Below are 25,963 nucleotides of genomic sequence, written 5' to 3'. Positions count from 1 at the left end.
CTACTCTTTAACTAATTTTTCTTTCTGAACTTTGCACAGGGTTCTCTAGTTTAGTCCAATCTATAGTATTTTCTAGGACAATCGCTAGCAAAATTCCTACGAGTAATCCGCTAGATAGCAGTGGTTGAACCAACATTGGCAGCGAGGAAAACATTTCAGACGGAATATTCATGATGGCAATTCCCAGCAGCACTGGAGCCGCAATGCGATAGATCGTTCTCTGGTTAAAAAGAATGCCATTCAGATTGGTAAGTGCACCGCTGAAAAGTTGTAAATAAGCGACAAATAAAACTGCATCGCCTACACTAATTGGTAATGTTGAAAACAGGTTGCTTAATGCAGGGACCAAGCCAAGGACAATAAACAAAGCTCCACCAATGATGATAGGTGCCCGCTCAAATATAAGCGTAGACTGTAAAAATCCGAGCGAAGAAATATATGGCGCATATGGGACCATCCCAAACAGCCCCGAAACAATCGAATTTATCCCGGTTAGCACAAATGAGCGTCGGTATTGGTTATCTGTTGTTGAAGTCTTTAAGATGGGCTCAACCCCTCTTATCGACGCCATGGTATTCGTTGTATTAACTAAACCAGTGATCACCGTCATAATAATGAGACCCAAGCTAAAACTAGGTTTTCCCCAAGGAAATAAATGAAAAAATTCCGTAGACGTACTCACATTCTCAGTTGTTGTTGGGAAAAATAAAGCGTGAATTACCCACCCTGTTACAATCCCAATGAGGATGGAAAAGTTCCGAATCACACCAGGCCCCTTCAAATTAATCCAGACAACGAGGATGATTAACAGGATTGATAATCCTGCGGTTGGAATATCAATCTGTTCGCCATTACCTAAGCCAAGCATTCCTTTGGTAAAAATGACAATCAGTTGGCTCGCGAGGAGAAAAAGGACCGTACTCATCACAACGGGTGTGAATAAACGCTTTAATACTGTTCCCATCCCTAACACACCAAGGATCATAACTAGAACTCCTGAACCAATAATCCCGAGCGCAAGTCCACCTCCTAATTCTTCCAAACTAATGCCAGCGGAAGAAGCCGATGCACAAAGACTTAAGATGGCCCCCCACCACAAGCCTGATTGCCCCTCCATCAAGGGATACTTATGCCCAAACAATGCTTGCAAGATACAAGCTGTCCCTGTATAAATAAATGCTCTTTGCATCGAACTTGCTACTTCCCCTGCTAATAAATTAAAGGCATCTCCAATCGTTAACGGGATGACCACAGTATTTGCAAACATGAAAAATAACCATTGTAGACCAGCCATGAACATGGTGGTCGAGTGCTTTCGGCTCAACTGCACATTCCTCCTTTATATATTACTCCCCTTAAACCACCGTAATAATAATTCCTAAAATAGTAATCACACATGCCGTTAGCTTCGCAGGAGTGATCCGTTCCTTAAAATAATACCACGCCAAGAATACAGCAAATAATGGTGAAGTGAAAGCCAAGGAGACAACCAGTGTTCCATCAGCAAACTTTAAGGCTGTAAACAGGCAGACCCATTGGATGATGACGGTGAGTCCGCGTAAACTTAGATGTTTATGCAGGCTCGGAAACCATACTTTTGGACGATAAATCAGATAAGTAATCAAAGCAATCCCACAAGCCCGGTAAAAATAAAGTGTCACTGGATTAACCCAGCCATGAACAAGTAATTGCTGAGAAGGCACCATACTCACACCAAAAACAATCGCTGAAGCAATCCCTAATAAATTCCCTGGTTTCCGAAGCTCAAGAAATGGGGTCAGCGGGTTGCGGCCTTTTAAATTTAAGAAATAGACGCCCACCATAATAAACAAAACAGACACGAGCACAAATGGATGGAAACCATACAGAATAGAGTTTGGTATAAACGTGAACAATGGAGTTAAAGCCATGTAAACTGAAAGGACAGATACCTCGATTTTGTTCATTGCTTTAAAGAAAAGCAAATTTCCGAGCATATCCAGCAGGACAACCAAAATTAATAACGAAATCGAGATCGCGTTTGCTTTGAATAAATAAAGCCATGGCAATGTTAAACCAAGAAACACACCAATGTAGGCAAATGAAGTAACAATGAAACTATTATTATCCTTCATTTCTCCAACAATCTTCTTGGCATAAAGCGCATTTAGTGCATTAAAAAAAGAACTGATTAATGACAAAAACAGCATGCGAATTTTCCTTCCTCTTGTTGAATTTTAAGATAATTTCGGTTTTCTAAATATTTAATAGATTACAACAAAAGATTGTCGAAGGAAAGAAGGAATTTATTTGTCTAGTCTTCTAACTGAAAAAACCGTCCATGGAAATCTCCATGAACGGTCTATTTTACTATTCACCTTTAGTAAAAATATCAGTTAAAACTGGTACAATTTGCTTTTTACGAGAAACAACACCTTTTAATGTAGCCGTGTTATCCGCTAGTGTTACATTATAGGCTTTTTCAACGGCAGCTGTTTTACTTCCTAACGCTAAACCAACTGAATCATTTGTTAAAATATCTGTTACCACGAACAAGAATAAGTCTAAGTTCTTTTCTTCGATAATGGTAGTGATCGCTGCTTCTAATTCCTCTTGGCGAGCAAGAACATCGGCAGTATCAACGACATTCACTTGAGCAATTTCTACTTTACTTGAACCCATTTCAAATCCTTTTGCGTCTAGACTTAAGAGTTCGGAAATGGATTTATCGCGAACATCTGCCCCAGCTTTGAGCATTTCAAGTCCATAAGTATCAGCGTCTACTCCAGCAATTTCAGCTAACTCGCGTGCTGCTGCCACATCCTCTGGCGTACAAGTTGGAGACTTAAATAATAAAGAGTCAGAAATAATCGCAGAAAGCATCAAACCTGCAATTGGCTTACTGATTTCTTTGTTGTTTTCTTTATACATTTTATTTAAGATCGTTGCAGTACAGCCTACAGGCTCGCAGCGGTAATACAATGGATCGCTCGTTTCGAAGTTCGCAATACGGTGGTGGTCAATAACTTCTAGGACACGAACATCCGCGATATCATTGGCACTTTGCTGGCGCTCGTTGTGATCGACTAAAATAACTGAATTCACTTCACTAGCTACCGCTTCAACCAAACGTGGAACCTCTGCATTGAATTGGTTAAGCGCAAATTGTGTTTCCCCGTTAATTTGTCCTAAACGGACAGGTTCAACATCCATCCCTAATTGTTTTTTTAAGTCTGCATAGGCAATCGCAGAACAAATTGTATCGGTGTCAGGATTTTTGTGACCGAAAATAAGTACTTTTTCCATTTGTATTTCTCCTAGTCCTATTATTTTATGTAGGTCAAGCCCAATCGACCTGAGATTGGCCCTAACGAAAATTATATAATAATATGATTAAGGATTCAAAAAATTTTTATTGATTCATTTTTTTGACCATTTGGACTTGCTCTGTTGTTTTTACAAAGCCTAAATCTTGCACTATTAAAATGACAGGATTAGATAATGACGCATTTATGGTCATGAAATTAATGGGATTTTTATTTTCTCTTGTTATCGTACTCAATATTGACTTAATGGATTCCTCTTTCAACTCAGCGAATATTTCAAGCTGATAGAGCACTACCTTCTCCAACTGCCCTTCTTGATTCCAAACCCTTTTGAATAAAGAGTAGCCTATTGGATTCTGATTCTCGTCATAATAAATCTGCGCTTCCCCTGACTTAACACTCTGCCACTGACACTGCCAAGGAAGATTTTCTTTGTAAAAATGGTAAGTTTGGAGCTGTTCGGGCCGAATCGATTCGTGTGAAATCGATGCGGCCTTCAAGTCTACTGTACCACTAAGATAAACAAGGGAATCAGTAATCTCATAGCCAAATCGTTGATATAATCGTATGGCCCTTTCATTTTCCTTTATGGCTTCAAGTGTGGCAACTTTGACTTCCTCTTTTGCATACACGTTTAAGGCTGCCTCCATTAACAACTTGGAAACACCCTTCCCCCGGTATTCAGTAGCAATTCCTGTTCCCCCATTCCAGGCTGTTTTTTGTCCGTCGATGACGCGAAAACCATTTAAAACAATCGCTACTGGTTTTTTTTCGTCAAAAGCTACCAATGAATGTTCTAACGATAAGCCTTCATTAACAAACCGGTTAAAGAATAATTCAGGTGTCATTTCTAATTGCACAAAATAGCCTTCAAACCCTCGATTCCAAGCCGTTATTGTATCTTGGATGGTACATTCTGTAAGTCTTTTAATTGTGATATTCATACAGTCGTTCAATTTTCTAGTATCCTCCACTGATTTCACTCCCATTGGTATGGTTAATTACTATGTAAAATATTTTAAATTGTCATTGAAAAACCATTATGATTTACAACACATCCATAATGGTTTTTACTGTTATCCTATTTTACTGTCAACGGAACCACCTTTTGTCCAATTACTGCAATTAATTCTTTTGAAATAGGAAAGCTCAATGCGGCTGGATCCTTCATGACAGCTGGAATCGCAAGTCGTAGCGCCTCTTCGGTGATATTGAATTGCTTGAAATCTGCCGGTAATCCTACCTTATACTGAAGTAATTTAATTTTTCCAATCACTTTGGCTAATGCTGTTTGTGGGGTGTCCCCCTTTACGTCTACATTCAAGGCCTGGGCTAGTTCAGCTGCCTTAGAAAGATATAAATCAGGAACCAGCTCCATGACCACCGGTAAAAAGACGGCATTTGCGAGTCCATGCGGTATCCGGAATAAGGCCCCATAGGCGTGTGCCATATTATGGACAGGAATTGCGTTTAAGGCAAAACTAAAAGCGGTAATCCCCATCAAGCTTGCTTGTAATAAATCCATTCGGGCATCAAGGTTCGAACCATCTGCAACGGCAATAGGCAGATTTTTTTCAATCAGGCGAATGGTGTGGAGAGCATAGGCGTCAGTTAGGCCCGTTGCTGTTGGCGATGCGAGGGCCTCAATGGCATGTGTTAAGGCATCAAATCCTGTAAATGCTGTAATCATTGGTGGAAGTCCGACGGTTAAATCCGGATCCAAGATCGCCATATCGGCATTAATAAATGGATTGATGATATTCGTTTTCATTTGGATATCTTCATTAAAAATAACGGCAATCGGTGAAACTTCTGATCCGGTACCCGCTGTTGTCGGGATAGCTATATGTGGAATTGGCATGTAGTTGGCTTTTGGAAAGGACTCATACAATAAGCCGCCTGGAATCGCCTCTTTTATATCTGTCAATCCTTTGTGGAGAGCGTATTTTACCCCTTTTACAGTATCAAGAACACTGCCCCCGCCAACGGCTAGTAGGGAATCCGCTCCGATTTCTCGTGCGTAGCGGACGGCTTCATTGATACATTGGCTTTCGGCATCCTGCTTAATATCTAAAAATTGCCCCACCAATTCAGGTCCAGAGCCATGACCTGTCAGCGTAAAAATTTCGGCTACTTTTTCAACAATGCCTGCTGCCTCTAAGCCTCTGTCACTTAAGAGAAGTATGCGTTTAGCGCCCAGGCCTGCAAAAAGACTTGGGACCATCGCTCTTGAATTTGAACCGCTATATATTCCCGTACGTAACATAAACTGTGATAAGGTTGTTTTCAAATTCATCATCACCTCTTCATTAGTTTTGTCCAAACAGAATTCCATACCAATTACGTCGCTCTAACTCCGGTGACATCGATGAGTGTACATGCTTTACCTGGGTATAGGCATCGAGTGATTGCTGTCCCATTTCACGGCCAATTCCGCTTTGTTTGTACCCGCCAAACGGGGCATCACTACGGAGCATATGCCAATCATTTATCCAGACGACACCCGCTTGCAATTTTCTAGCGGCTGCGTACGCTTTATTAACATCGCGTGTCCAGACTCCTGCGGCTAAACCATAAATGGTGTCATTCGCCATTCGAATCGCATCATCCAGGTCAGAATAGCGAATCACACAGAGGACTGGTCCGAAAATTTCTTCTTGGGCAATTTTCATATCATTGGTGACATTCGTAAAAATCGTTGGTTCGATAAAATGACCTTGTTCACAGCCAGCTACCTTTATTTCCTTGCCTCCACAAAGAAGGGTAGCCCCTTCTTGTTTACCTGTTTCAATATAAGAAAGGATCATTTCCTTTTGCTTTTTTGAGATTACTGGACCAACATCGGTGGCAGCATCAAGTGGATTGCCGAGTTTTAATCTCCTAGTGAGGGAGACTAACCCTGCAACGACTTGGTCATAAAGCTTATCCGGGACAAAAAGCCGTGTCCCTGATTCACAAAGCTGTCCGGAATGGAGAAATACTCCAAACAGACTTCCAGGCAGAGCAATATTAAGATCGGCATCATCTAGAAGGATATTTGGTGATTTACCACCTAATTCCAATGTGGTTTTCTTAATTGTGCCAGCTGCAAGTCCCATAATACGTCTGCCAACCTCTGTCGAACCAGTAAAGGCCACTTTATCAACCTTTGGATGGTTAACTAAGGATTCACCGATTTCCACACCCGGACCTGAAACCACATTGATTACACCTGGAGGGAGCACGGCTGAAATAATTTCTGCTAGTTTAAGAGTCGATAGAGGTGTATAGCTGGCAGGCTTGATGACAATTGTATTCCCCATCGCTAGTGCGGGAGCAATCTTCCAGGTCGCAATCACCATCGGAAGGTTCCATGGAGTGATGGCAGCACATACTCCGATTGGCTCACGCCAAATAAAATTGTGGGCAGGTCCCGGGAATGGCTGAACAGGAAGTGTTTCCGAGAATGGATAGTCTACCGTAAAGTTGGCTAAAGTTTGGAACAGGTCCACCATTTGTAAAATATCGCTGCTGCCGATTCGGCGTACCGTCCCACCTGAACTAATAGCTTCCAAGTATGCTAGTTCTTCAGCATGTTCAGCAATTTGATAGGATATGGCATACAAAACCTTGGCACGGTCTTTAGGCTTCATGTTTCTCCAGTCACCCTGGTCAAACGCTGCGCGTGCTGCATTTACAGCGAGGTCGACATCTTCCTTCGTCCCTTTCGCCACCCTTGCAACTAGTTCATCATTTGCCGGGTTAAACACATCAAACGTTTCATGACTGCTTGCAGGTACCCATTTTCCGTTAATAAAGTGGGGAAATGTTTGGACATCTACCTTTACCGTCATCGTAATTCCTCCTATTTCGCCTTAAAGTACTCCCAACTAACTTCTGAAAATCTATAAATCTCCTTAAAGCAAACCTCGATTGCTAGCTGTTAATATGGTTCTTTTTTCCACCTAATTTCTCCTCTTTTTTTCCTTTACGGTTTGATGACAATTTCTATGTATTTAGCTAGCAGCTCTATTCTATCGGCGAATTTCTTGACTCTATCAGCGAATTTCTCTATTCTATCGGCGAATTCTCCGGTTATATCAGCGAATTGCTAAAAAATATTAGACTATCCCCGTTCACTGGGGAATTCCCTCAATTTAATGAGCGAATTTTCCTGCACGCAGTATTATGAGAGAATCCTCCACTTCAATGAGTGAATCCTTTACATCGCATGTGCGCCCCCATCGACCACCAGGACATCACCTGTTACAAAATCGGATGCTGGTGCAGCTAGGAATAGGGCAACACCTTTAAGATCATTTTCAGAACCAAACTTTCTTAATGGTGTACCTTCAAGAATTGCCTCTCCCCCATGATCAAGCAACCCCTTAGACATTTTCGTCGGGAAAAATCCTGGGGCGATCGCATTTACATAAATACCACTTGGCCCCCATTTAACTGCCAAATCCTTCGTAAAAGTAATCACTGCCCCTTTGCTAGAGTTATAGCCAATGGCATTCATATATTTGGGATTACTGCCCTTTAAACCCGCTACTGATGCAATATTAATTATTTTTCCGGATTTTTGTTGAAGCATGACCTTACCAACCGCTTGAGACATTAAGAAAGTACCTGTAACATTAATATCCATTACCTTTTTCCATGCTTCGAGCGGCATTTCTTCGACAGGTGCACCCCAGGTTGCCCCACTATTGTTAACGAGAATATCAATTCGCCCAAATCGCTCTACTGTTTTGTCGACGACATTCTTAATATCCTCTGGATTTGTGACATCACATTTTAAAGCCAAACTCTCTACACCCACTCTTTTTAACCCTTCACTAATTTCCACACAAGCTTCCAATTTTCTTGAACAAACCACTACATTTGCGCCAGCTTCAGCAAAGCCTTCAGCGATCTTCTGTCCCAATCCTCTTCCTCCGCCAGTAACAATAGCTACTTTTCCTGTTAAATCAAATAACGCTTTCACATTCATCCATCGTTCCCCCTATTCCGTTTCATTAGATAACAATAAACCCAGCACCCAAAAGAGATCTCTTGGTGCTGGGTCAGAATTCATTCATGCTTCATATTGTTGATACAAAACTTTCCCTTTTAACACTTCATTCCCATGTTGATTCACAGCCTGCACCGTAAAGCTCAGGATTCTATCCTGCTTTTCTTTCAATGTTGCCTTTAACGTGATTACGTCATTTAAAAATACCATCCCTTTGAAGCGAATAGAGTAATCCTTCATAAAGCCTTCATCATAATACGCAGTAAAAAGCTTGGCAAGATTCCCCATCGTCCACATTCCGTGAGCAATGATTCCTGGTAATCCGGCCTTTTTTGCCTCATCATCAATGGTATGGATTGGGTTAAAGTCTCCAGATGCACCTGAATATTTAATAAGGTCCATCCTTGAAACAGGCTCCAGTTGAATTTCTTTAAGAGACTCTCCGACCTGTAACTGTGTGAGTGTACTCATTTAACCAACACCTTCCTCACAGCTTCTGATATGACCACCGTAGAGGTTGAACTAAATATTAATCCACCTTCTGTATCCTCCCCAAAGCTTTCAAGAATCAGAAATCCCATTTCTCCGAAGTTCCCTTTTTTCTCAAAATAATTCTTCACTCTGGAATAGCAAAAGATCTCCTCACCAACCCTTAGGGGACGTTCATAGTGAAAGGTTTGTTCACCATGGATTAAGCCTTCATTTGGCAGGTTTAATCCTGCAATGTCACCATAATCAAATGTCATTGGAAAGGTTGGCGGGGCAATATTGGTTTGATATCTAGACTTTCTTCCCGTTTCCTCATCAAAATAAATTGGATGGAGGTCCCCAATTGCTTCTGCAAATCTCTTAACAGCTCCTCTTTCAACGACATTTTTAACCTTGTTCGATTGTTTACCTATCTGTTCTTTAAACAATTCACCCTCACCTCATCTATTTAGCATTTTGGTCCGCCAGCAACATAAATCACTTGACCATTAACGAACGATGAATTTTCATCCGCAAAAAAGGCAACTGCATTGGCAATATCTGCTGGCTTTCCACTTCTGCCAACTGGGATACTTGCCACACTCGCTTGAATGAGCTGTTCAAATGGAATCCCGATTCTAGCAGCAGTTTCTTTGGTCATCTCTGTTTCAATAAATCCAGGGGCTACCGAGTTGGCAGTAATCCCGTATTTCCCTAACTCGATTGCGAGTGTTTTTGTAAAGCCCTGCAACCCCGCCTTGGCGGCAGCATAATTGGCCTGACCGCGATTTCCAAGTGCAGAAGTTGATGAAATATTGATTATACGGCCATATTTATTTTCGACCATATATTTTTGTGCAGCACGGGCTGCATTGAATGACCCTTTTAAGTGCACATCCATGACCATTTGCCAGTCTGAATCTGTCATTTTAAATAATAGATTGTCACGGATTACACCCGCATTATTAACTAAGATATCAATGGATCCGAAAGCTTCATAAACCTCTTTCATCACGGTTTCAACTTGCTCCGCATCCACGACATTTGCAACTTTCGAATACACATCAACACCTTTTTCTTTCAATGCAATGGTTGTTTCACTTAACGCCTCTTCATTTAAATCAATTAATGCAACCTTAGCCCCTTCTTTGGCAAAAAGCTCAACGATTCCTTTTCCAATTCCACGGCTTCCACCCGTTACAAAAGCTACTTTTCCAGCAAATCTTCCTGTCATTTTTATTCTCCTCCGGTATCATTCTTATTCGAAAATTACTAGTTAATTCCATTAAACTATCGTATGCTTAACCACGCTAAAGCATACCTACCGGTTGGTATGTAACTTTATTTTATTCTGAACTTTCAGATAATACAAGTGTTTATTTACATTTAATAATTTCAGTTTCAATGACTATTTTCCTGTTTTTTTACAAATGATAAATATGATATTCAATAGAATATCTTCGTTTCAAATCCTTTAATGAGGTGATTTGATGAGCTATAAAGATCAATTAGATCCGCACTCTGAGCTTTTTCATTATGGTACAACGAGAGCGAAGCATACCAAAGCACAGGTTAATGGACAAACAAAAATGTCTCAAAACCAGATCATTCTAAGGAGTAATGCCAAAGCCCATCGCTGGTAAGGGTTTGGCCAAGAAACGAGTTATGGCAGTTTAGAAATAAATTGTCATAAAATGAAAAGGCCTTTTCTCGGAGAACAATTTCGAGAAAAGGTTTTTTTTTTTCAATAATCATCGTACGTCGTTATTGATAATGTTAGTTCCAAAAGTTAATATAAAATCTATTAGACCATAAAAAACTGGAGTGGTAATTGACATGTTTGATGACTTTACGATTAGAGATGCAAATTTGAGTGATTTGGCAGCCATTATTGATATTTACAATACAACCATAGCAAGCAGGATGGTTACAGCCGATTTAGAACCAATTTCAGTGGAGAATCGGTTACAATGGTTTCATGAACATTCACCTGCTTTTCGGCCATTATGGGTTGTGGAAGACAAAGGTGTAATTTGCGCATGGGTAAGCTTCCAATCCTTTTACGGGCGCAAAGCTTATAATGCAACGGCGGAAATCAGTATTTATATTCATCCAGACTTTCGAGGGAGAAAACTAGGTAAATTTTTAATTCAAAAGGCAATAGATGCTTGTCCAGGCTTAAACATCAAAACCCTGCTTGGCTTTATTTTTGGTCATAACGAACCTAGTATCAAGCTTTTTAAAGGATTTGGTTTTGAGAAATGGGCCCATCTTCCAAATATAGCTGAACTAGATGGCGTTGAGAGAGATTTACTTATTCTTGGGAAAAGAATCCAATAATTAAAGGGATTCTACAATTTCTACCATTGTATTATTCCAATATAATGGTTTTTCTAGTACTATAGACTATGTACCATATTTATTGAACAGAACTGGAGATTTCCATGAATAAAAAAAGGCTGATCCTGTTTTACTTAATTACAAGTATTATTTGGATCTTTGGGTCCAATTATTTAATTGAAAAGTTTATACCCTCTTCAATAGTTAATGCGGTTGAAAGGATAAAAGAGATTTTATATATATTGGTTACCGGAGGATTTCTTTATTTTTTTATCAGTAAAAAAGAGGAATTATCTGCTACCAAGGAGGATCAAAAACGGTTATCTACATTAATTAATTCAATGGTTGATTTTGTTAACTTTAAGGATGGACAAGGACGTTGGATTGAAGCCAATGAATTTGGGTTACATTTGTTTCAACTTGAGAATGTGGATTATCGAGGGAAAAAGGACTCTGAATTAGCCAATTATACTGACTTTTATGGTGATGCTCTCAGATATTGTGAAATTTCTGATGAAGAAGCATGGAATAATCGGGCCATTACTCGAATTGAAGAAGTCCTTCCTGTCCCAGACGGGTCAGTAAAAATCTTTGACACGATTAAAGTGCCTTTATTTAATAGTGATGGCACCAGGCAAGGCTTGGTAATCATCGGACGTGATATTACCGAGAAAAAGGAAATGGCGTTAAAATTGGCAGAAAGTCAGCAACAATATAAATCATTGTTTGAATACAGTCCAGATATTGTTTATATGATGGATTTGAGTGGGACTGTCACCAATTTAAATTCACAATATGATGTCATTACCGGTTTTAAACGAGAAGAAATGATTGGAAAAAATATAATAAATTTATTACCGAAAAGGTATATCAGATATCTGCCTGAATTTATATCCACGGTTGTTGAAGAAATTAAACCAGTCTTGTATGAGATCAACATTCCACATGCAAACGGGAATCGGATCATCTTACAATGTACCTCCCTCCCAATCATTATAAATGGGAAGATTGCTGGAATTATTGGCTATGGCAGTGATGTCACCAAATTAAGAGAAACTGAAGAACGTCTTAGAAGGACGGAAAAGTTATCGATTGTAGGTGAATTATCTGCAAGTGTTGCTCATGAAATTAGGAATCCACTAACATCTTTAAAAGGGTTTGTTCAGCTTTTACAAATAGAAGATAGTAAGCACGATTACTATTATCAAATTATGTTAGACGAATTAAACCGAATCAATCATATTGTTGGAGAACTTTTATTATTAGCCAAACCGCAAATATTAAAATATACCCAAGCAGTCCTTCAAAAGATATTGAAGGATGTCATTTCATTGTTGAGCACCGAAGCCAGTTTATACAATGTCCAAATCGAATCCTCCTTTCCAGAGAATGAAATTTTGATTGAGTGTGAACCCAACCAACTCAAGCAATTATTTATCAATCTTATTAAGAATTCGATTGAGGCTTCACCAAAGGGTGGAACTGTTTCAATTCATTTAGAACAGTTAGAAGAAAATAAAGTAGTAATCAATATTAATGACACTGGCTGTGGAATTTCAAAAGAAAGATTAGAGAAAATTGGCGAACCATTTTATTCTTCAAAAGAAAAAGGAACAGGGCTCGGATTAACGGTAAGTTTCAAGATTGTTGAATCACACCAAGGCACGATACATTTCAACAGTCAAAAGTATCAAGGGACATCTGTCCAGATATCCCTGCCTGTTAAGCAATATACTCACCGATTGGCCAATGAAAAAATATAATAAATAATTTAAGCCCGAGCTATCATGCCGGGCTTTTCTTTTTCTTCTTATTCCGGAAAAAGGCAATAATTAGTAAGGAAGACGGGATGATTATTTGAAATGGCCAATGCAAATAAAGTGGGACCAAAATCAACCCTTCCTTTATATGTTCTGCATAATTGGAAGCAATGGTAACTGATGCAAATAAAACTATTAGACCTAAAGGGAAGCCAATTTTGCGTTGATTAGGAATTCGAAAGATATCCGCTGCACCAGCTACTGCTGCATAAAAGTAAATTGCAATTTTGAAAAAACCGCCAATAATTAGATAGAGCATAAATAATACGTCTAAACGTTCAATAAAATCAGCAATTTGAATTCGGCCAACAGTGGTTAAAAGTGGGAAAGTAGATCGATGAAAAAGAGCCACTCCTAATACAGAAATATTTACGATTACTGTTATGGTAATATTTATCCCACTTAAGATCATCCCACTCAAACAAACAATCTTAGCCTTCTTTTTATCCCTTAAGAATGGAAGCAGCATCGTAAAAACGACCATTTCTCCAAAGGGAAAGGTAATGGTTTGCGTTAGAAATGTTTTTATGACAGGTTTCATCCCGTTTTCTAAAATTGGTTTTAAGTTTTCTAAATGGATCAAACCAGAAAATACAATTAAGAGCATTCCTAATATTGCTGTCACATAGACAACTGCAAAGAAAATTTCTCCAACCCTTGATATTACTTCAAATCCTTTATGGATAGCATAAATTATCGTAAGAATCATTAAGGAATTGATTACAAATAAAGGAGTACTGTTATAAATGGTCGAAGATAATAACTCTCCAAAATCCCGTAAAACTCTTGATGCACAATATAAAAAATAAACAACATATAATACTCCAATTAACCGGCCAAACCATTTCCCAATTATTTCTTGAAGATAACTAGTTAAGGGCAGGTCAGGATAGTACACAAATAATCGATAATACACATAGAAGACCATTAATCCACCGATTAAACCCATCAATACAGCAATCCATGCATCCTGTTTGGCACCTGCTGCAATCCCCACCAGAATTGCACTGCCCATTTCAAACAATACAACTAGGACAAATAATTGGGTTGTACTTATTTTTACTTTTTCCATTTAAGTATTTTCCCCCCTTTAGAAGGGTTATTTAGTACATCTATTCCAAAATCCATTTCGCCTTAAGCTGAACTTGTTCTTTTCTTTCGATCACGAAAAAACGCAATGATTAGTAAGATGGATGGGATTATAATTTGAAAGGGCCAAGATAAATACAGTGTAACAATATCTACCCCCTCCTTAATAAATTCTGCAAAATTAGATGCAATCGTTATTGATGAAAACAAAACGATAAGTCCAATAGGGAATCCAAGCTTTCGTTGATTTTTAATTTGAAAGATATCAGCAGCCCCTGCTACCGCTGCATAATAAAAAATGGAAATTTTAAAAAAACCACCAATGATTAAATAGAGCATAAATAATACATCTAAACGTTCGATAAAATCGGCAATCTGGATTTTTCCTATCGTGGTTAATAAGGGGAAGGTGGAACGATAATAGAGGCTCACTCCTAATACAGTAATATTAACAATCGATGTAATAGTAATATTTATTCCAGCCAAGATCATCCCGCCAATACAAACAATTTTAGCCTTACTTTTCTCATTTAAAAACGGGAGAAGCATCGTAAAGACAACCATTTCACCAAAGGGAAAGACGATGGTTTCTCTTAGTAATGTTTTTATTATGGGTTTCCAACCATTTTCTAAAATTGGTTTTAAGTTTCCTAAATGAATCAAACCAGAAAAAACGATTAACAGCATGCCTAAAATAGCTGCAAAATAGACCACTCCAAAAAATATTTCGCCTACTCGGGCTATTACTTCAAACCCTTTATGGAGCCCATAGATAATAGTAATAATCATCAATGTATTGATTACAAACAAAGGGGTGCTATTGTAAATCGTCGTAGTTAATAACTCCCCGAAATCTCTCAATACCCTTGAAGCAATATAAATAAAATAAATAATATATAAAAAGCCAATTATCCGTCCAAGCCATTTACCAACTATTTTTTGAAGATAACTAGTTAAAGGCAGGTCAGGAAAGTACATATATAAGCGGTAATAAATGAAAAAGACAATGATTCCGCCAGCTAATCCGAACAAAATAGCGATCCAGGAGTCCTGTTTCACTTGTGATCCAAGTCCAAGAAGAATGGCACTCCCCATCTCAAACATAACAATCAGAACGAACATTTGGAAGGAACTAACTTTCGCCTTTTCCATGTATTACCATTCTCCCACCTTTTAAAAAAAGCGTTATTTATTAATATCAGACCAAAACGGATTCGTCCGAACCCCTTCACGCCGGACGTAAGTATCCACCTTAACATTCACCTCAATGTCTGCAAAATAATTGTTCCAATCTCCCTTTAGTTTTTTCCATAGGACAGGATTGGCTTTATGAACAACATCACCAAACCCAAAAATATCGCACTTTAGCCTTTTCACTTCCTTCACAGTCGTCTGTACTTCCTTCTTAATTGCTTTCTCCGTTAACTTTTCAATTTTTCCTATCGTTTTTGGATCCATCAAGTCAATAGCTGTATTTGCTTCACTCACCCAGCCCTCGTTCTCAATCTTTATATTAATAACGGGTTTTCCGTTTTTAAATACAGGTGAAACCTTGGTTTTTGACCGAATAGGGACGATACTAAGGGCATTTTTCTTCCCATTCCATTTAAGGGTAATATCAGTACTCTTGGCTTTATTTAAAATCCATATGACCCCGCGAGACTTTTTACTTTCTATCCAATCAATCAATGCCCCATCTTTAATGACTGCGAGTCCATCCGCTGAGAGAAAAGCATCCGTGGTTGTTTTTTGCAGATTGGTTGCTTTATTGGCTTCTTCTTTTATTCCAATTAGTTTATAACCATTTAATATCGGTTCTTTCCCGTTTCCGACGATTCCGTCAATCAAATCATCAATACTTATACTCATGTTCTCCCCTTTCATTGATTCTGTAAATTTTAACTCTTTAGTAATTTTGGTAACAGGCAGTTTATCAAGAATAGTCAGCGTAGTTACGATTTGCTCTGCGCTAGAACCTCTTGCAATAACGATCTCTGTAGTAGTTCTGAACTCTGGGTCCCTTGCAAAGGCATCCAGCATTTTAAGCATTAAAGTTCTATCCCTAGCTACCTCTTCACTTATAACCACTAAATTGGTATGTGCATAATATAGCCGTCGGGAAACTTTTTTCGTTGCATTTCTCGCTGCTTCTGTAATCGTCCTCCCCTTGCTTTTATAAACGGCAATCGGCAGACCTTGACCTCCTCCAGTTTGTCCTGCTGAAACATTCGCAGGATTAACAAGCTGAAAGGAGACATGGTACAAATTATCGTCTCCCCGATCAATACCCAGTGCCATCACAAAGGCCAAGTCTGTGAGTTCTTTCTGATTCCAACATGCACTGAGGATTGGTATAAACATTATTAATACCAACATCACAAGCAAGAATTTTTTCATTATTCTTCACCATTTTTAGATTGATTTTCCGATTGCTTTGGAGGTCCAGGCTTTTGGTTTTCCCCGGTCCTTTTCATGTTGCCTTTACTAATAAACATTGGTCTATTTTTGATAGCCCAGACAGGAAAACGAACAAATGCATCTTGTTGATTATGAAGGTTAAAAGGTGCGAGCGGCATCATGTACGGAATTCCAAATGAACGAAGTGAACATAAATGGATCGTCATGAACATTAGCCCTAACATGATTCCATAAAATCCCAATACTGTCGCTAATCCCATTAAAACAAAGCGAACTAATCTTGCTGCAATCGCCATAGCAAAAACGGGAGTGGAAAAATTTGCGATGGCGGTAATCGAAACCACAATAACCATTACTGGCGAAACGAACCCAGCCTGTACTGCGGCCTGCCCAATAACCAGGGCCCCTACTATCGAAACGGCTTGGCCAACAGCCCTTGGAAGTCTTAATCCCGCTTCCCTTAATATTTCAAACGTTACTTCCATAATTAATGCCTCAACAAAGGCTGGAAATGGAACACTTTCACGTTGGGCCGCAATAGCGATTGCCATGGTTGTCGGAATCATTTCTTGATGAAAGGTAGTCGCGGCAATATAAACGGATGGTCCAATTACGGCAATAAGGAAGGCTAGAATTCTTAATATTCGTATACCAGTTGAAATGTCAAATCGTGAATAATAATCATCTGGTGCTTGGAAAAATTGAATAAAGATAGCTGGAACTGTCACAACAAATGGAGTGCCATCACAAATGATCGCAATTCTCCCCTCTAATAAATGGGATGTAACGACATCCGGTCTTTCTGAATGGTACGTTGTTGGGAATGTTGTCCAAGTTTGATCCTCAATTAATTGCTCTATATAACCAGAACCGAGGACGGAATCGATATTGATTCGTTGAAGCCTTTCTTTAACTTCACCAACAATTTTTTCATTGGCAATTCCATCAATATATAAGATTGCGATATCAGATTGGGAAACAGTACCTATTTTCATGGAATCTACCCGTAAGTTAGGGCTTTTTACACGACGGCGTATTAAAGCCGTGTTCGTCCGGAGTGTCTCTGTAAATGAATCTTTTGGACCTCGAATCGATAATTGGGTTGAGGGTTCTGAAATGGCCCGCTTTTCCCAGCCTTTGGTTTCGCCGCTAATTGCTTTGTTGCATCCTTGCAAAAAGATGACTGTATTTCCAGAAAATAATGAATCAAATACTTGATTCCAATTTTCAATTGTCTTTACATTTCCCAGTGCCATTGTTTCATCCATCATGAATTGAAAAATATCTATCGGTCCTTCGGGTACTTCTTTTTCTATCACTGATTCTAGAATAAAGTCGGCTATAGCTTGATCACTAGCCAATCCATCAATAAAAACAAGTCCGCCTTTATGGGAACCGATCTTAAACTCGCGGACGTTTATATCGCTGCCATTGCCAGTCTCCTCTTTTAAACGAGAGATATTCTCTTGATAATCTCTTAAAATAGGCAAATCCTCTGGTTTTTGCGGATCTTGTTTTTGCTTATAATTATCGTCCTGTCTCTTTTTTTGTTTATTTTTGAGCATTTTAGACAAAATCGACACAATACCCGCCTCGCTTACGATTATTTATTTACTTTTCATCCATTATTGGATATATTGCCCAAAGGCTGCCACTTTATCCCATTGAAAAAGGTTAAAACAAGCATGATAAACATTTTTAAACTGGAATAAGGAACTACTAATAATTAAAGAATAAAGACAATATGATACCAAAAGGTGTGATGGTGTTGAAAATATTTTTTGTAACTTGCTTATTGGCGACGTTTAGTGTAATCCTAATTGTTTCACTAGATCTTTTAATGGGTATAAGTATTTCAGGAATTATTTGGAAGGCGGTAAACCCTTTTAAAGTAATGGAACCCGCTGAATATGTAATAATTTTTTTATTTCTATTGTTTTTCATCATCGATACCTTTGGCGGTTATTTAAATAAGAAAAAGAAAAAACAAAATCCCACGAATTAAAATAAATAAGAGCCTCCCTTATAATGGAAGGCCCTTATCTGTCTTCGTTTTTGGTAATTCTTTTTCTCTTCTGCGGAACAACCTTTTAATTAATACAACCGTACCTAGTACTAGTCTACTTAACCATCTCCTTTTACCTTTTATATTTGGCCCATACACATACCGATTCCAAAAATAATAGGTAAATTCCTCAACTATCAGCAATAGGACAAACAATAGTGATGAAATAATGATCCAAAACCACATTGTAAGAACTCCTTTTCAAATAGATAATAAATCTTATTCGAAAAAACCTAATAGAAAAGCTATCACAAATTTTCGTATAATTTACTTTGTAAATATCTGTATATTCTTATTTTAGCAAAAACTCACTAAATTGTGGACTTTTAGGTAAATTTTGTTGTATTTTTATTTTGAGTAACGAAATTTTTTAGGAGGGAATTAATAAAATGGAATATCGTCGCTTAGGAAACACTGGCTTAAAGGTAAGTGAAATAAGCTTAGGAAGCTGGCTTACATACGGAGGCTATGTAGAGGAACAAAATGCAGCCGCTTCGATTGATAAAGCCTACGAATTAGGGATCAACTTTTTTGATACGGCCAATGTTTATATGCGTGGGGAAGCTGAAATCGTAGTAGGAAAGGCCCTAAAAAAATATGTACGTGATTCTTTTGTATTGGCTACTAAAGTATTCTGGCCAATGGGTGATGGTCCGAATGATAAAGGATTATCTCGTAAGCATGTAATTGAACAATGCCATGCTAGTCTTAAACGTCTTAACACTGATTATGTAGACGTATATTATTGCCATCGTTATGACCCTCATACACCGCTCGACGAAACTTTACGTGCACTTGATGATTTAGTCCGTCAAGGAAAAGTCTTGTATGTTGGAGTAAGTGAGTGGACGGCTGAACAAATTACCGAAGCTGTTCATCTTGCCGACAAAAAGCTGCTTGATCGTATAGTAGTCAATCAGCCGCAATACAGCATGCTACAACGTTATATTGAAAAAGAAGTCCTGCCTGTAAGTGAAAAGCATGGAATTGGGCAGGTTGTCTGGTCCCCGCTCGCCCAGGGTGTCCTGACTGGCAAGTATAAAAAAGGCCAACAAGCTCCAACCGGGAGCAGGGCTTCACAGGAAAAATACAGCAATCTTTTTGGCTTATTAATGGATGAGAACCTTGATAAAGTAGAACTTTTAAAAGAGGTAGCCCAAGACAATGAACTTTCCCTCGCTAATCTTGCCCTTGCTTGGATCTTGCGGCAAGAGAATGTAGCCAGTGCACTTGTCGGTGCAAGCCGTCCTGAGCAATTGGAGGAAAATGTTAAAGCGTCGGGTGTTAAGCTTAACGATGAAACTCTGGCAAGAATTGAAGATATCCTTAGATAGATAAAGATGATGCCTCTGGTTTCCTTTCCAGAGGCATTTTTTACTCAAATTGTTTTCTCAAGGTTTGGAGTTTTTTCGTTAATTCTGTAAAATTTATTTCCTGCTAAGAAGAAAACCACACTACCCAGAGTTGTGATCGTGAGAACCCAAAACATGATTTGGCCTTGAAACTGACTAAGTAGAAAGCCGCCAATAATTGGCCCTAAAAAATTTCCAATCTTCCGAAATTGTGCTGCCCCGAAATAAGTTCCACGCAAATGTTCGGGTGCCAATTGATCAATCATCATGCTGTTGGAAGGGAAAATTAAAATTTCACCTATGGTTAGGAACACAATGGCTAGGATGGCAGATACCCAGCCGTTCACAAAACTAAAGACAACTAATCCTGCTGCCATAAATACAGCACCAACAACCATTACCTGCATTAACCGGAACTTCTCAGCAATGTGACTAATGGGCATTTGCAGGAAAACAACCATTACCGCATTTATTGTAATCAGTGTTGAAAAAATGACAATGCCATTTTCGACTGTACCTTCAAGTATTTGCGGCAAGTTGGAATCAATTTGTACATAGCCCATATTGACCAAAATAATACCAATGATTAGATACCTTAATGCTTTATCCGTTCTAATAATTTTAAATGCATCACCGAAAGAGACACCCTTCTTGTTTTGTCCAGGCTGAGTTAGGACTAGTCTCTTCATCAGGTACACTAGCACCATTGCATACATTAAATAAGTGGTTCCAGTTATTGCAAAGGATAGCTTTGCGGATGTACTGGCTAAGTATGCTCCAACTAACGGACCTACCGATGCTCCAATATTCATGGCTGTATATCGTAATGAATATACCTTCATCCGCTTTTCTTTATCGGTTAAATCCGCCATTAGGGCTTGAGCGGTTGGCTCAAAAAATGAGTTGGACAGTCCGTTTAATGCGTTTAAAAGGATAAACCAGCCCTCACTATTTGCAACCGTAAATCCATAATAAACAAGGGCGACCGTAAATAATGAGATGAGCATGACAGGTTTACGTCCAAACCGATCTGATAAATGACCGCCAATAAAACCACCAACTGTTGCCATTAATGGACTCATCCCTACGGTTAAGCCGATGACGATTGGCGACAGATCCATATGCCTGGATAAGTAGATAGATAGGAAAGGAAGAGTCATAAAAGAAGCGCCTCGTGATAAAACGGTTCCTATTAATAACACCCAGACGATTGGATGAAATTGCCTGATATAGTTTTTTACTTTTACCATATATATGTACTGCCTCTCAGAATTTTTTTTAGTCAATATCTAGTAAATCAATTTGTATGACTAATGTAAAGAATTTTCTCACTGTTCTAAGAACAAAAAAGCCAGTCCCGATTATGGAACTGACTATATTACACTAGTTTGGATCCTTGTATGTTAACGCTCGTTCACTATCCTTATATCCCTTTGTGGTTGGATCCTGTACTATTCCTAACAACGACAACACAACAAAGACGGCATTAACAAAAGTTAACACACTATTCTGTATCGAATCAGTCAGCTGAAAATCAATGATTCCAAAGGAATTTAAACACTCTAGCAGCATCTGAGCCACAATCATAATTTGGGATACAAATGCGATTACCCAGTTCTTGTTTCTTAATCGGACTTTCCAGTTAATCATCTTCCCCATCCTCTCCCTTTATAGTTAACAATCTTTCTATTAACATATGCTTGGATGAGGAAATGGTTGTCCGCAAGTATCAAAGGTTTTAATCTTTATTCATTACATTACACTTCTCTTCTCATAGCTTTTAAGACATCAACCTTTGTTGCGCGCTGTGCTGGGCGTAATCCTGAAATGATAGTTACAGCGTAACAAATTACCACACAGATAATCGGTAAAACAAGCGGAATATCACTAAAAATTAGGTCTAATTCTGTTTCTTGGCCAAACGCCTGTTTGATAATTAATGGAATGGCAAAATTAACCGTATAGCTAATTCCATACGAAACGATCGTCCCAATAAGAGCACCGATTAGCCCAATATAACTGCTTTCAAGCAGAAAGATTCGTTTAATGGTTTTCGGGTTGGCACCGATTGCTTTCATGATGCCAATATCAGGGGCCCGCTCAGTCACCGCCATCGTCATCGTATTGTAAATACCAATGGAAGCAATGAGAATAGCAATTGTACCAATAAATATAAGGCCAGCCTTTGCAATCATAAACACCATATTGACCTCTTTTAATTCATTGACAACAGAATATGTTGCATAATTCTTTTCTTTTAATTGGTCAGAGATACTTTGGACTGCTTCCATGTTTTTTGCATAAATCTTTACTTCATCATACATATTTTTATTGTTTACAAGATCTTCCGGTATCTCTTTTGTATTAATATCCAACATGTATCCTTTGGGTGTCCCCGTAAACCTCTCAATTTCAGTTAACATCTCATCAGAAATAAAGACACTACTATCCTGTGCCCATTCTTTTGTTGGCTTTTTAGAGATACCCACTATTTTTAATGGGATCTTTTTTTCTATTTGTTTTCCCTCTTTAAACTGTTGGACAGTTAATACAATGTCTTTTCCAAGTAACTCTCCTTTATAGAGATACTCACCTTTAATCTGTCCTTTTTCATTATACAAATCTTCGCCCGCATCCTTGTCAGCAAGATTAGTTAAGAAATTATAGCCAATGACCACTTCATTTTTCCCTTTTGGCAAATGCCCTTCCGATAATTCAAAACCAGCTTTTAATTCAGCTGGAAAATTCGCCACAAAAGTTGGTGCCGATTCTTGATATTTTCCAATTGAAAAAACACCCTCCTGCTGTAACATTTTCCTTCTTGTCACCGCTTTTACATCGTTTATCTTTTCAAACAATTGGACATCTTTATCATTTAATGCGCGATACACCCCTTCATCTTTTGTTTCCTTACCATGAACATCAATTTGGGTTATGACCCTTCGTTCGGTGATTTCCTTTACCACCGATTTCTGTAATCCAAACCCTACTGAGGCGAGTACAATTAAGAAGGCACAACCCATCGCTGTGGCAAGAATCGTCATAAATACTCTTGTTCTATTTTTCTTCATATTCTGGCGGACGAAGCGAAATTGATCTCTTAGTTTCATACCAGCACCTCCTCAGCCATGCGGCCATCTATTAACTCAATCTTGCGGTTCCCGATCTCAGCCACTTTGTCATCATGAGTGATAATCAAAAAGGTGATTCCCAAATCTCTGTTTAATTCTTTAATGAATTTCAATAACTCTTCCTCTGTTTCACTATCAAGGCTGCCTGTTGGTTCATCGGCAAGAATAATCGGGGGATTGACAATTAAGGCACGAGCGATACTTACCCGCTGCTGCTGCCCGCCTGACAGCTCTCCAGGATAATGATCCTGGTAATCTAGTAATCCCACTTTTTGCAGCATACTTTCGGTTTGCACTTTTCTTTCCTTTTCATTTACACCTTTTAAAATCAACGGCAATTCTACGTTTTGAAAAGCGGTCATGCTCGGTATTAATTGAAAGCTTTGAAAAATAAATCCTAGATGATTAATTCGGAAGTCCGCGAATCTTGATTCATTTAATTCCGAAACTTTTTCCCCGCTAATCCAAATTTCACCCTCTTTCGGATGAATAAAACCACTAACCAAGTTAAGGAGCGTGGATTTTCCAGAACCGCTTCTCCCGACAATAGTGACGATTTCACCCTTTTCTACACTAAAAGAAATATCTCTCAGTACTGGAATAATCGTTTGTCGTCCTTTTTTTCCAATCACAAAGTCATGGCTTAGATTTTTTATTGTTATCATAATTTCCTCCTGTTTCCCAATCACTTCACACTAATAGACGAAGCCTACTCACTTAACCCCTACAAAGTTAATAAATTTTTTTATAACTGGTTGGATTCTCTTAAGTTTTTTTGGTTACATATGGGAATATTACTTGCTATATGGGCTTTTACTAGTCTTTTTGATTGATAATATTTATAATGAATGAAAATTACATTTTGAAAGTAAGGAGATCACATGGAGAAATTGCATCCATATTGGGAAAAGATTGTTCGTTTCTGGAAGAACAAACATTTAACACAAATATCATTATTACTAATCCTAGTCGTTGTTTTATCAACCATTCTTTACTTCGGTTGGATTGCAATGAGAGCAAATGTAGAATCACTAAAGCAAGGGCTCAGTCAACCGACCGTTATCTATGATAAAAAAGGGAAAATCGCTAGTAATGTTGCCACCAATCGAACCAAAGGAGTAAAAATCGAGGAGCTGCCTAAGTATGTCCCAAATGCCGTGGTGGCAATCGAAGATGAACGATTCTATGAGCATGGCGGCTTTGATATTAAGGGTATTGCTCGTGCCTTTTTCAGTAACTTGTTTGCGGGCAGGATCACTGGGGGCGGCAGTACGTTAACCCAGCAGTTAACAAAAAATGCCCTGCTATCTCCTGAACGAACCTATAAGCGAAAAGCAGAGGAATTATTTTTAGCCGTAAAAATTGAAAAAGTTTATACAAAAAACGAGATATTACAGATGTACCTTAATCAGGTTTATTTCGGGAGCGGATCCTGGGGTATCAGTAACGCTTCAAAAAAATATTTTGATAAAAATATTAAAGACGTTTCTGTCAGTGAGGCCGCAATGCTAGCCGGATTGCTGCATTCACCGAATTACCTAGATCCATATAACAACTACGATTTAGCTATGAAAAGAAGAAATACTGTATTAAGTAAAATGAAAGAACAAGGGATGATAACTAGTTCACAATATAACACAGCGAAAAAAGAAAAAATCCGTCTTAAGGATGGCGGCGGAAGCAATGTGGAAAGGAAATATCCATATTATGTGGATGCAGTCCTGAATGAAGCAATCAATAAATATGGTTTAACCCAAGAAGAAATCCTAACTAGAGGCTATCGAATTTACACCGCGATGGATCAAAATCTTCAAACTGATCTTGAAAAAGTGTATAGTGAAGACTATTTGTTCCCGCGCAGTAGAGGGGGAAAACTTGTTCAAAGTGGCTCTGTTCTAATGGACCCTGCAACAGGCGGAGTGAGTGCCCTAGTTGGAGGACGTGGTGAGCATATTTTCCGAGGCTTTAATAGGGCAACACAATTACGAGCACAGCCTGGATCATCAATCAAACCACTGGCAGTATATACACCTGCCCTTGAAGAAGGCTACAAGTACTCATCCGAGCTCGTCGACAAACCCATCAAGTTCGGAAATTATAAACCAGAGAATTTTTCAAAAACCTACGAAGGAAAGGTTGAAATGTACAAGGCGCTTGAAAAGTCACTGAATATCCCTGCAGTTTGGCTTTTAAATAAGATTGGTTTAAATAAGGGAATCGATTCATTGAAAAAGTTCGGTATCCCTGTCGAAAAAGCAGATAAGAACCTCGCCATTGCACTGGGCGGAATGAGTACCGGGGTCTCCCCCTTACAAATGGCTAACGCCTTTTCAACTTTCCCAAATGGCGGAAAACGAGAAGACAGTCATTTAATTACTAAGATAGTTGGTCCAACTGGAAATGTGATTGCGGAGCATGAAGCAAAAACCACAAAAGTAACATCAAAAGAAGTCACAGATGAAATGACATCGATGCTCCTAAATGTAGTAGAAACAGGAACTGCAAGGCGAGCTCGTATCCCTGATGTCCAAATAGCCGGAAAGACGGGGTCAACCCAGCTGCCTTTTAATAATATTAGTGGAACGAAGGACCAATGGATGGTGGGATATACGCCAAATCTGGTTGGCGCCATCTGGATAGGGTTTGACCAAACCGATCGGGAACATTACTTGCCAAGCCCTAGCTCGGCTAATGTGGTGCCTATCTTTAAGGAGATTATGAAGAAATCCGTTCAACATCTTCCTAAAGAGCGTTTTGATGTTGTTTCAATCAATGATCAACTCGCAGGAAAAAGCACTTCAATGGAGAGTATCAATGAACAGGCAAAGAAAATAAGCAAAGAATTAAATGAAAATGCTCAAAAAATCGGGCAAAAGATCAAAGAAAATGCTCCAGGTTGGAAAGAAAAATTGGATCAAGTTTTATATAAGGTTGGCAAGGGAGTTAATTCTCTCATTGAAAGAATTCAGCAGTAATAGA

General features: G+C 38.7%; 25 protein-coding genes. 6 read left to right on the top strand and 19 right to left on the bottom strand.

What is annotated here, in order from left to right; translation table 11 throughout:
• Positions 1-7 precede the first annotated feature (7 nt).
• The 10 genes from COJ96_RS18900 to fabG all read right to left on the bottom strand — a co-directional run bounded on the left by COJ96_RS18900 (position 8) and on the right by fabG (position 10,003).
• Positions 8-1,330, bottom strand: coding sequence for a uracil/xanthine transporter (locus tag COJ96_RS18900; protein WP_373561722.1), 1,323 nt, complete (start codon positions 1,328-1,330; stop codon positions 8-10).
• Positions 1,331-1,355: 25 nt separating this feature from the next.
• Complete coding sequence (locus tag COJ96_RS18895) at positions 1,356-2,189, bottom strand: DMT family transporter (RefSeq protein ID WP_098575347.1); 834 nt, start codon at positions 2,187-2,189, stop codon at positions 1,356-1,358.
• 160 nt (positions 2,190-2,349) lie between these two features.
• Complete coding sequence (locus COJ96_RS18890) at positions 2,350-3,285, bottom strand: manganese-dependent inorganic pyrophosphatase (protein ID WP_098575346.1); 936 nt, start codon at positions 3,283-3,285, stop codon at positions 2,350-2,352.
• A 106-nt stretch (positions 3,286-3,391) separates the two neighbouring features.
• Positions 3,392-4,279, bottom strand: a complete 888-nt coding sequence (locus tag COJ96_RS18885; protein WP_257148562.1) for a GNAT family N-acetyltransferase — start codon at positions 4,277-4,279, stop codon at positions 3,392-3,394.
• 107 nt (positions 4,280-4,386) lie between these two features.
• Positions 4,387-5,601 (bottom strand): iron-containing alcohol dehydrogenase, encoded by a 1,215-nt coding sequence (locus COJ96_RS18880; protein ID WP_098575345.1) that lies wholly within the window; start codon positions 5,599-5,601, stop codon positions 4,387-4,389.
• Positions 5,602-5,614: 13 nt separating this feature from the next.
• Positions 5,615-7,138 carry an aldehyde dehydrogenase family protein gene (locus COJ96_RS18875; protein WP_098575344.1) on the bottom strand — a complete coding sequence of 508 codons (1,524 nt, stop codon included), beginning with the start codon at positions 7,136-7,138 and terminating at the stop codon, positions 5,615-5,617.
• 368 nt (positions 7,139-7,506) lie between these two features.
• Complete coding sequence (locus COJ96_RS18870; RefSeq protein ID WP_098575343.1) at positions 7,507-8,280, bottom strand: SDR family oxidoreductase; 774 nt, start codon at positions 8,278-8,280, stop codon at positions 7,507-7,509.
• Between the two features lie 84 nt (positions 8,281-8,364).
• Positions 8,365-8,772 carry a MaoC family dehydratase gene (locus COJ96_RS18865; protein WP_098575342.1) on the bottom strand — a complete coding sequence of 136 codons (408 nt, stop codon included), beginning with the start codon at positions 8,770-8,772 and terminating at the stop codon, positions 8,365-8,367.
• Positions 8,769-9,218, bottom strand: a complete 450-nt coding sequence (locus COJ96_RS18860) for a MaoC family dehydratase N-terminal domain-containing protein (protein WP_098575341.1) — start codon at positions 9,216-9,218, stop codon at positions 8,769-8,771. The genes COJ96_RS18865 and COJ96_RS18860 overlap by 4 nt, the downstream gene beginning before the upstream one ends.
• 20 nt (positions 9,219-9,238) lie before the next feature.
• Positions 9,239-10,003 carry a 3-oxoacyl-ACP reductase FabG gene (gene fabG, locus COJ96_RS18855; RefSeq protein ID WP_098575340.1) on the bottom strand — a complete coding sequence of 255 codons (765 nt, stop codon included), beginning with the start codon at positions 10,001-10,003 and terminating at the stop codon, positions 9,239-9,241.
• 256 nt (positions 10,004-10,259) lie between these two features.
• Between fabG and COJ96_RS18850 the strand changes: the two genes are divergently transcribed.
• From COJ96_RS18850 to COJ96_RS18840, 3 genes are all read left to right on the top strand, one after another.
• Complete coding sequence (locus COJ96_RS18850; protein WP_098575339.1) at positions 10,260-10,412, top strand: YpzG family protein; 153 nt, start codon at positions 10,260-10,262, stop codon at positions 10,410-10,412.
• A gap of 193 nt (positions 10,413-10,605) precedes the next feature.
• Entirely contained in the window at positions 10,606-11,109 is a 504-nt protein-coding gene (locus tag COJ96_RS18845; protein ID WP_098575338.1) for a GNAT family N-acetyltransferase, read from the top strand.
• Positions 11,110-11,213: 104 nt separating this feature from the next.
• The gene (locus tag COJ96_RS18840) at positions 11,214-12,872 is read left to right on the top strand and encodes a PAS domain-containing sensor histidine kinase (RefSeq protein WP_098575337.1); all 1,659 of its coding nucleotides are present in this window, start codon (positions 11,214-11,216) and stop codon (positions 12,870-12,872) included.
• 22 nt (positions 12,873-12,894) lie between these two features.
• On the opposite strand, the gene COJ96_RS18835 is transcribed toward COJ96_RS18840, so the two are convergent.
• From COJ96_RS18835 to COJ96_RS18820, 4 genes are all read right to left on the bottom strand, one after another.
• Positions 12,895-14,001 carry a GerAB/ArcD/ProY family transporter gene (locus COJ96_RS18835; protein ID WP_098575336.1) on the bottom strand — a complete coding sequence of 369 codons (1,107 nt, stop codon included), beginning with the start codon at positions 13,999-14,001 and terminating at the stop codon, positions 12,895-12,897.
• Positions 14,002-14,063: 62 nt separating this feature from the next.
• Positions 14,064-15,170, bottom strand: coding sequence for a GerAB/ArcD/ProY family transporter (locus COJ96_RS18830; protein ID WP_098575335.1), 1,107 nt, complete (start codon positions 15,168-15,170; stop codon positions 14,064-14,066).
• A 33-nt stretch (positions 15,171-15,203) separates the two neighbouring features.
• Positions 15,204-16,415 carry a Ger(x)C family spore germination protein gene (locus COJ96_RS18825; protein WP_098575334.1) on the bottom strand — a complete coding sequence of 404 codons (1,212 nt, stop codon included), beginning with the start codon at positions 16,413-16,415 and terminating at the stop codon, positions 15,204-15,206.
• Positions 16,415-18,001: a spore germination protein gene (locus COJ96_RS18820; protein ID WP_098575508.1), complete on the bottom strand. Its 1,587-nt coding sequence runs from the start codon at positions 17,999-18,001 to the stop codon at positions 16,415-16,417. Before COJ96_RS18820 ends, COJ96_RS18825 begins: the two co-directional genes overlap by 1 nt.
• Positions 18,002-18,204: 203 nt before the next feature.
• Here COJ96_RS18820 and COJ96_RS18815 point away from each other — a divergent pair, with 203 nt between their 5' ends.
• Positions 18,205-18,441 (top strand): YczF family membrane protein, encoded by a 237-nt coding sequence (locus COJ96_RS18815; RefSeq protein WP_098575333.1) that lies wholly within the window; start codon positions 18,205-18,207, stop codon positions 18,439-18,441.
• An 18-nt stretch (positions 18,442-18,459) separates the two neighbouring features.
• Here the strand turns inward: COJ96_RS18815 and COJ96_RS18810 are convergent, their stop codons facing one another.
• Positions 18,460-18,687: a hypothetical protein gene (locus tag COJ96_RS18810; protein ID WP_098575332.1), complete on the bottom strand. Its 228-nt coding sequence runs from the start codon at positions 18,685-18,687 to the stop codon at positions 18,460-18,462.
• A gap of 203 nt (positions 18,688-18,890) precedes the next feature.
• Between COJ96_RS18810 and COJ96_RS18805 the strand changes: the two genes are divergently transcribed.
• Positions 18,891-19,835: an aldo/keto reductase family protein gene (locus tag COJ96_RS18805; RefSeq protein ID WP_098575331.1), complete on the top strand. Its 945-nt coding sequence runs from the start codon at positions 18,891-18,893 to the stop codon at positions 19,833-19,835.
• 44 nt (positions 19,836-19,879) lie between these two features.
• Here COJ96_RS18805 and COJ96_RS18800 read toward each other — a convergent pair whose 3' ends face one another.
• From COJ96_RS18800 to COJ96_RS18785, 4 genes are all read right to left on the bottom strand, one after another.
• Positions 19,880-21,103, bottom strand: a complete 1,224-nt coding sequence (locus COJ96_RS18800) for an MDR family MFS transporter (protein WP_098575330.1) — start codon at positions 21,101-21,103, stop codon at positions 19,880-19,882.
• Positions 21,104-21,236: 133 nt separating this feature from the next.
• Positions 21,237-21,503: a phage holin gene (locus tag COJ96_RS18795; RefSeq protein ID WP_098575329.1), complete on the bottom strand. Its 267-nt coding sequence runs from the start codon at positions 21,501-21,503 to the stop codon at positions 21,237-21,239.
• A 107-nt stretch (positions 21,504-21,610) separates the two neighbouring features.
• Positions 21,611-22,963 (bottom strand): ABC transporter permease, encoded by a 1,353-nt coding sequence (locus tag COJ96_RS18790; protein ID WP_098575328.1) that lies wholly within the window; start codon positions 22,961-22,963, stop codon positions 21,611-21,613.
• Positions 22,960-23,649: an ABC transporter ATP-binding protein gene (locus COJ96_RS18785; RefSeq protein WP_098575327.1), complete on the bottom strand. Its 690-nt coding sequence runs from the start codon at positions 23,647-23,649 to the stop codon at positions 22,960-22,962. Before COJ96_RS18785 ends, COJ96_RS18790 begins: the two co-directional genes overlap by 4 nt.
• Before the next feature lie 216 nt (positions 23,650-23,865).
• Between COJ96_RS18785 and COJ96_RS18780 the strand changes: the two genes are divergently transcribed.
• Complete coding sequence (locus COJ96_RS18780; RefSeq protein WP_098575326.1) at positions 23,866-25,959, top strand: transglycosylase domain-containing protein; 2,094 nt, start codon at positions 23,866-23,868, stop codon at positions 25,957-25,959.
• Positions 25,960-25,963 lie beyond the last annotated feature (4 nt).

This window comes from Bacillus sp. AFS073361, from assembly GCF_002567005.1.
Lineage (GTDB): Bacteria > Bacillota > Bacilli > Bacillales > Cytobacillaceae > Neobacillus.
This window is presented reverse-complemented; position numbering and strand designations above follow the sequence as displayed.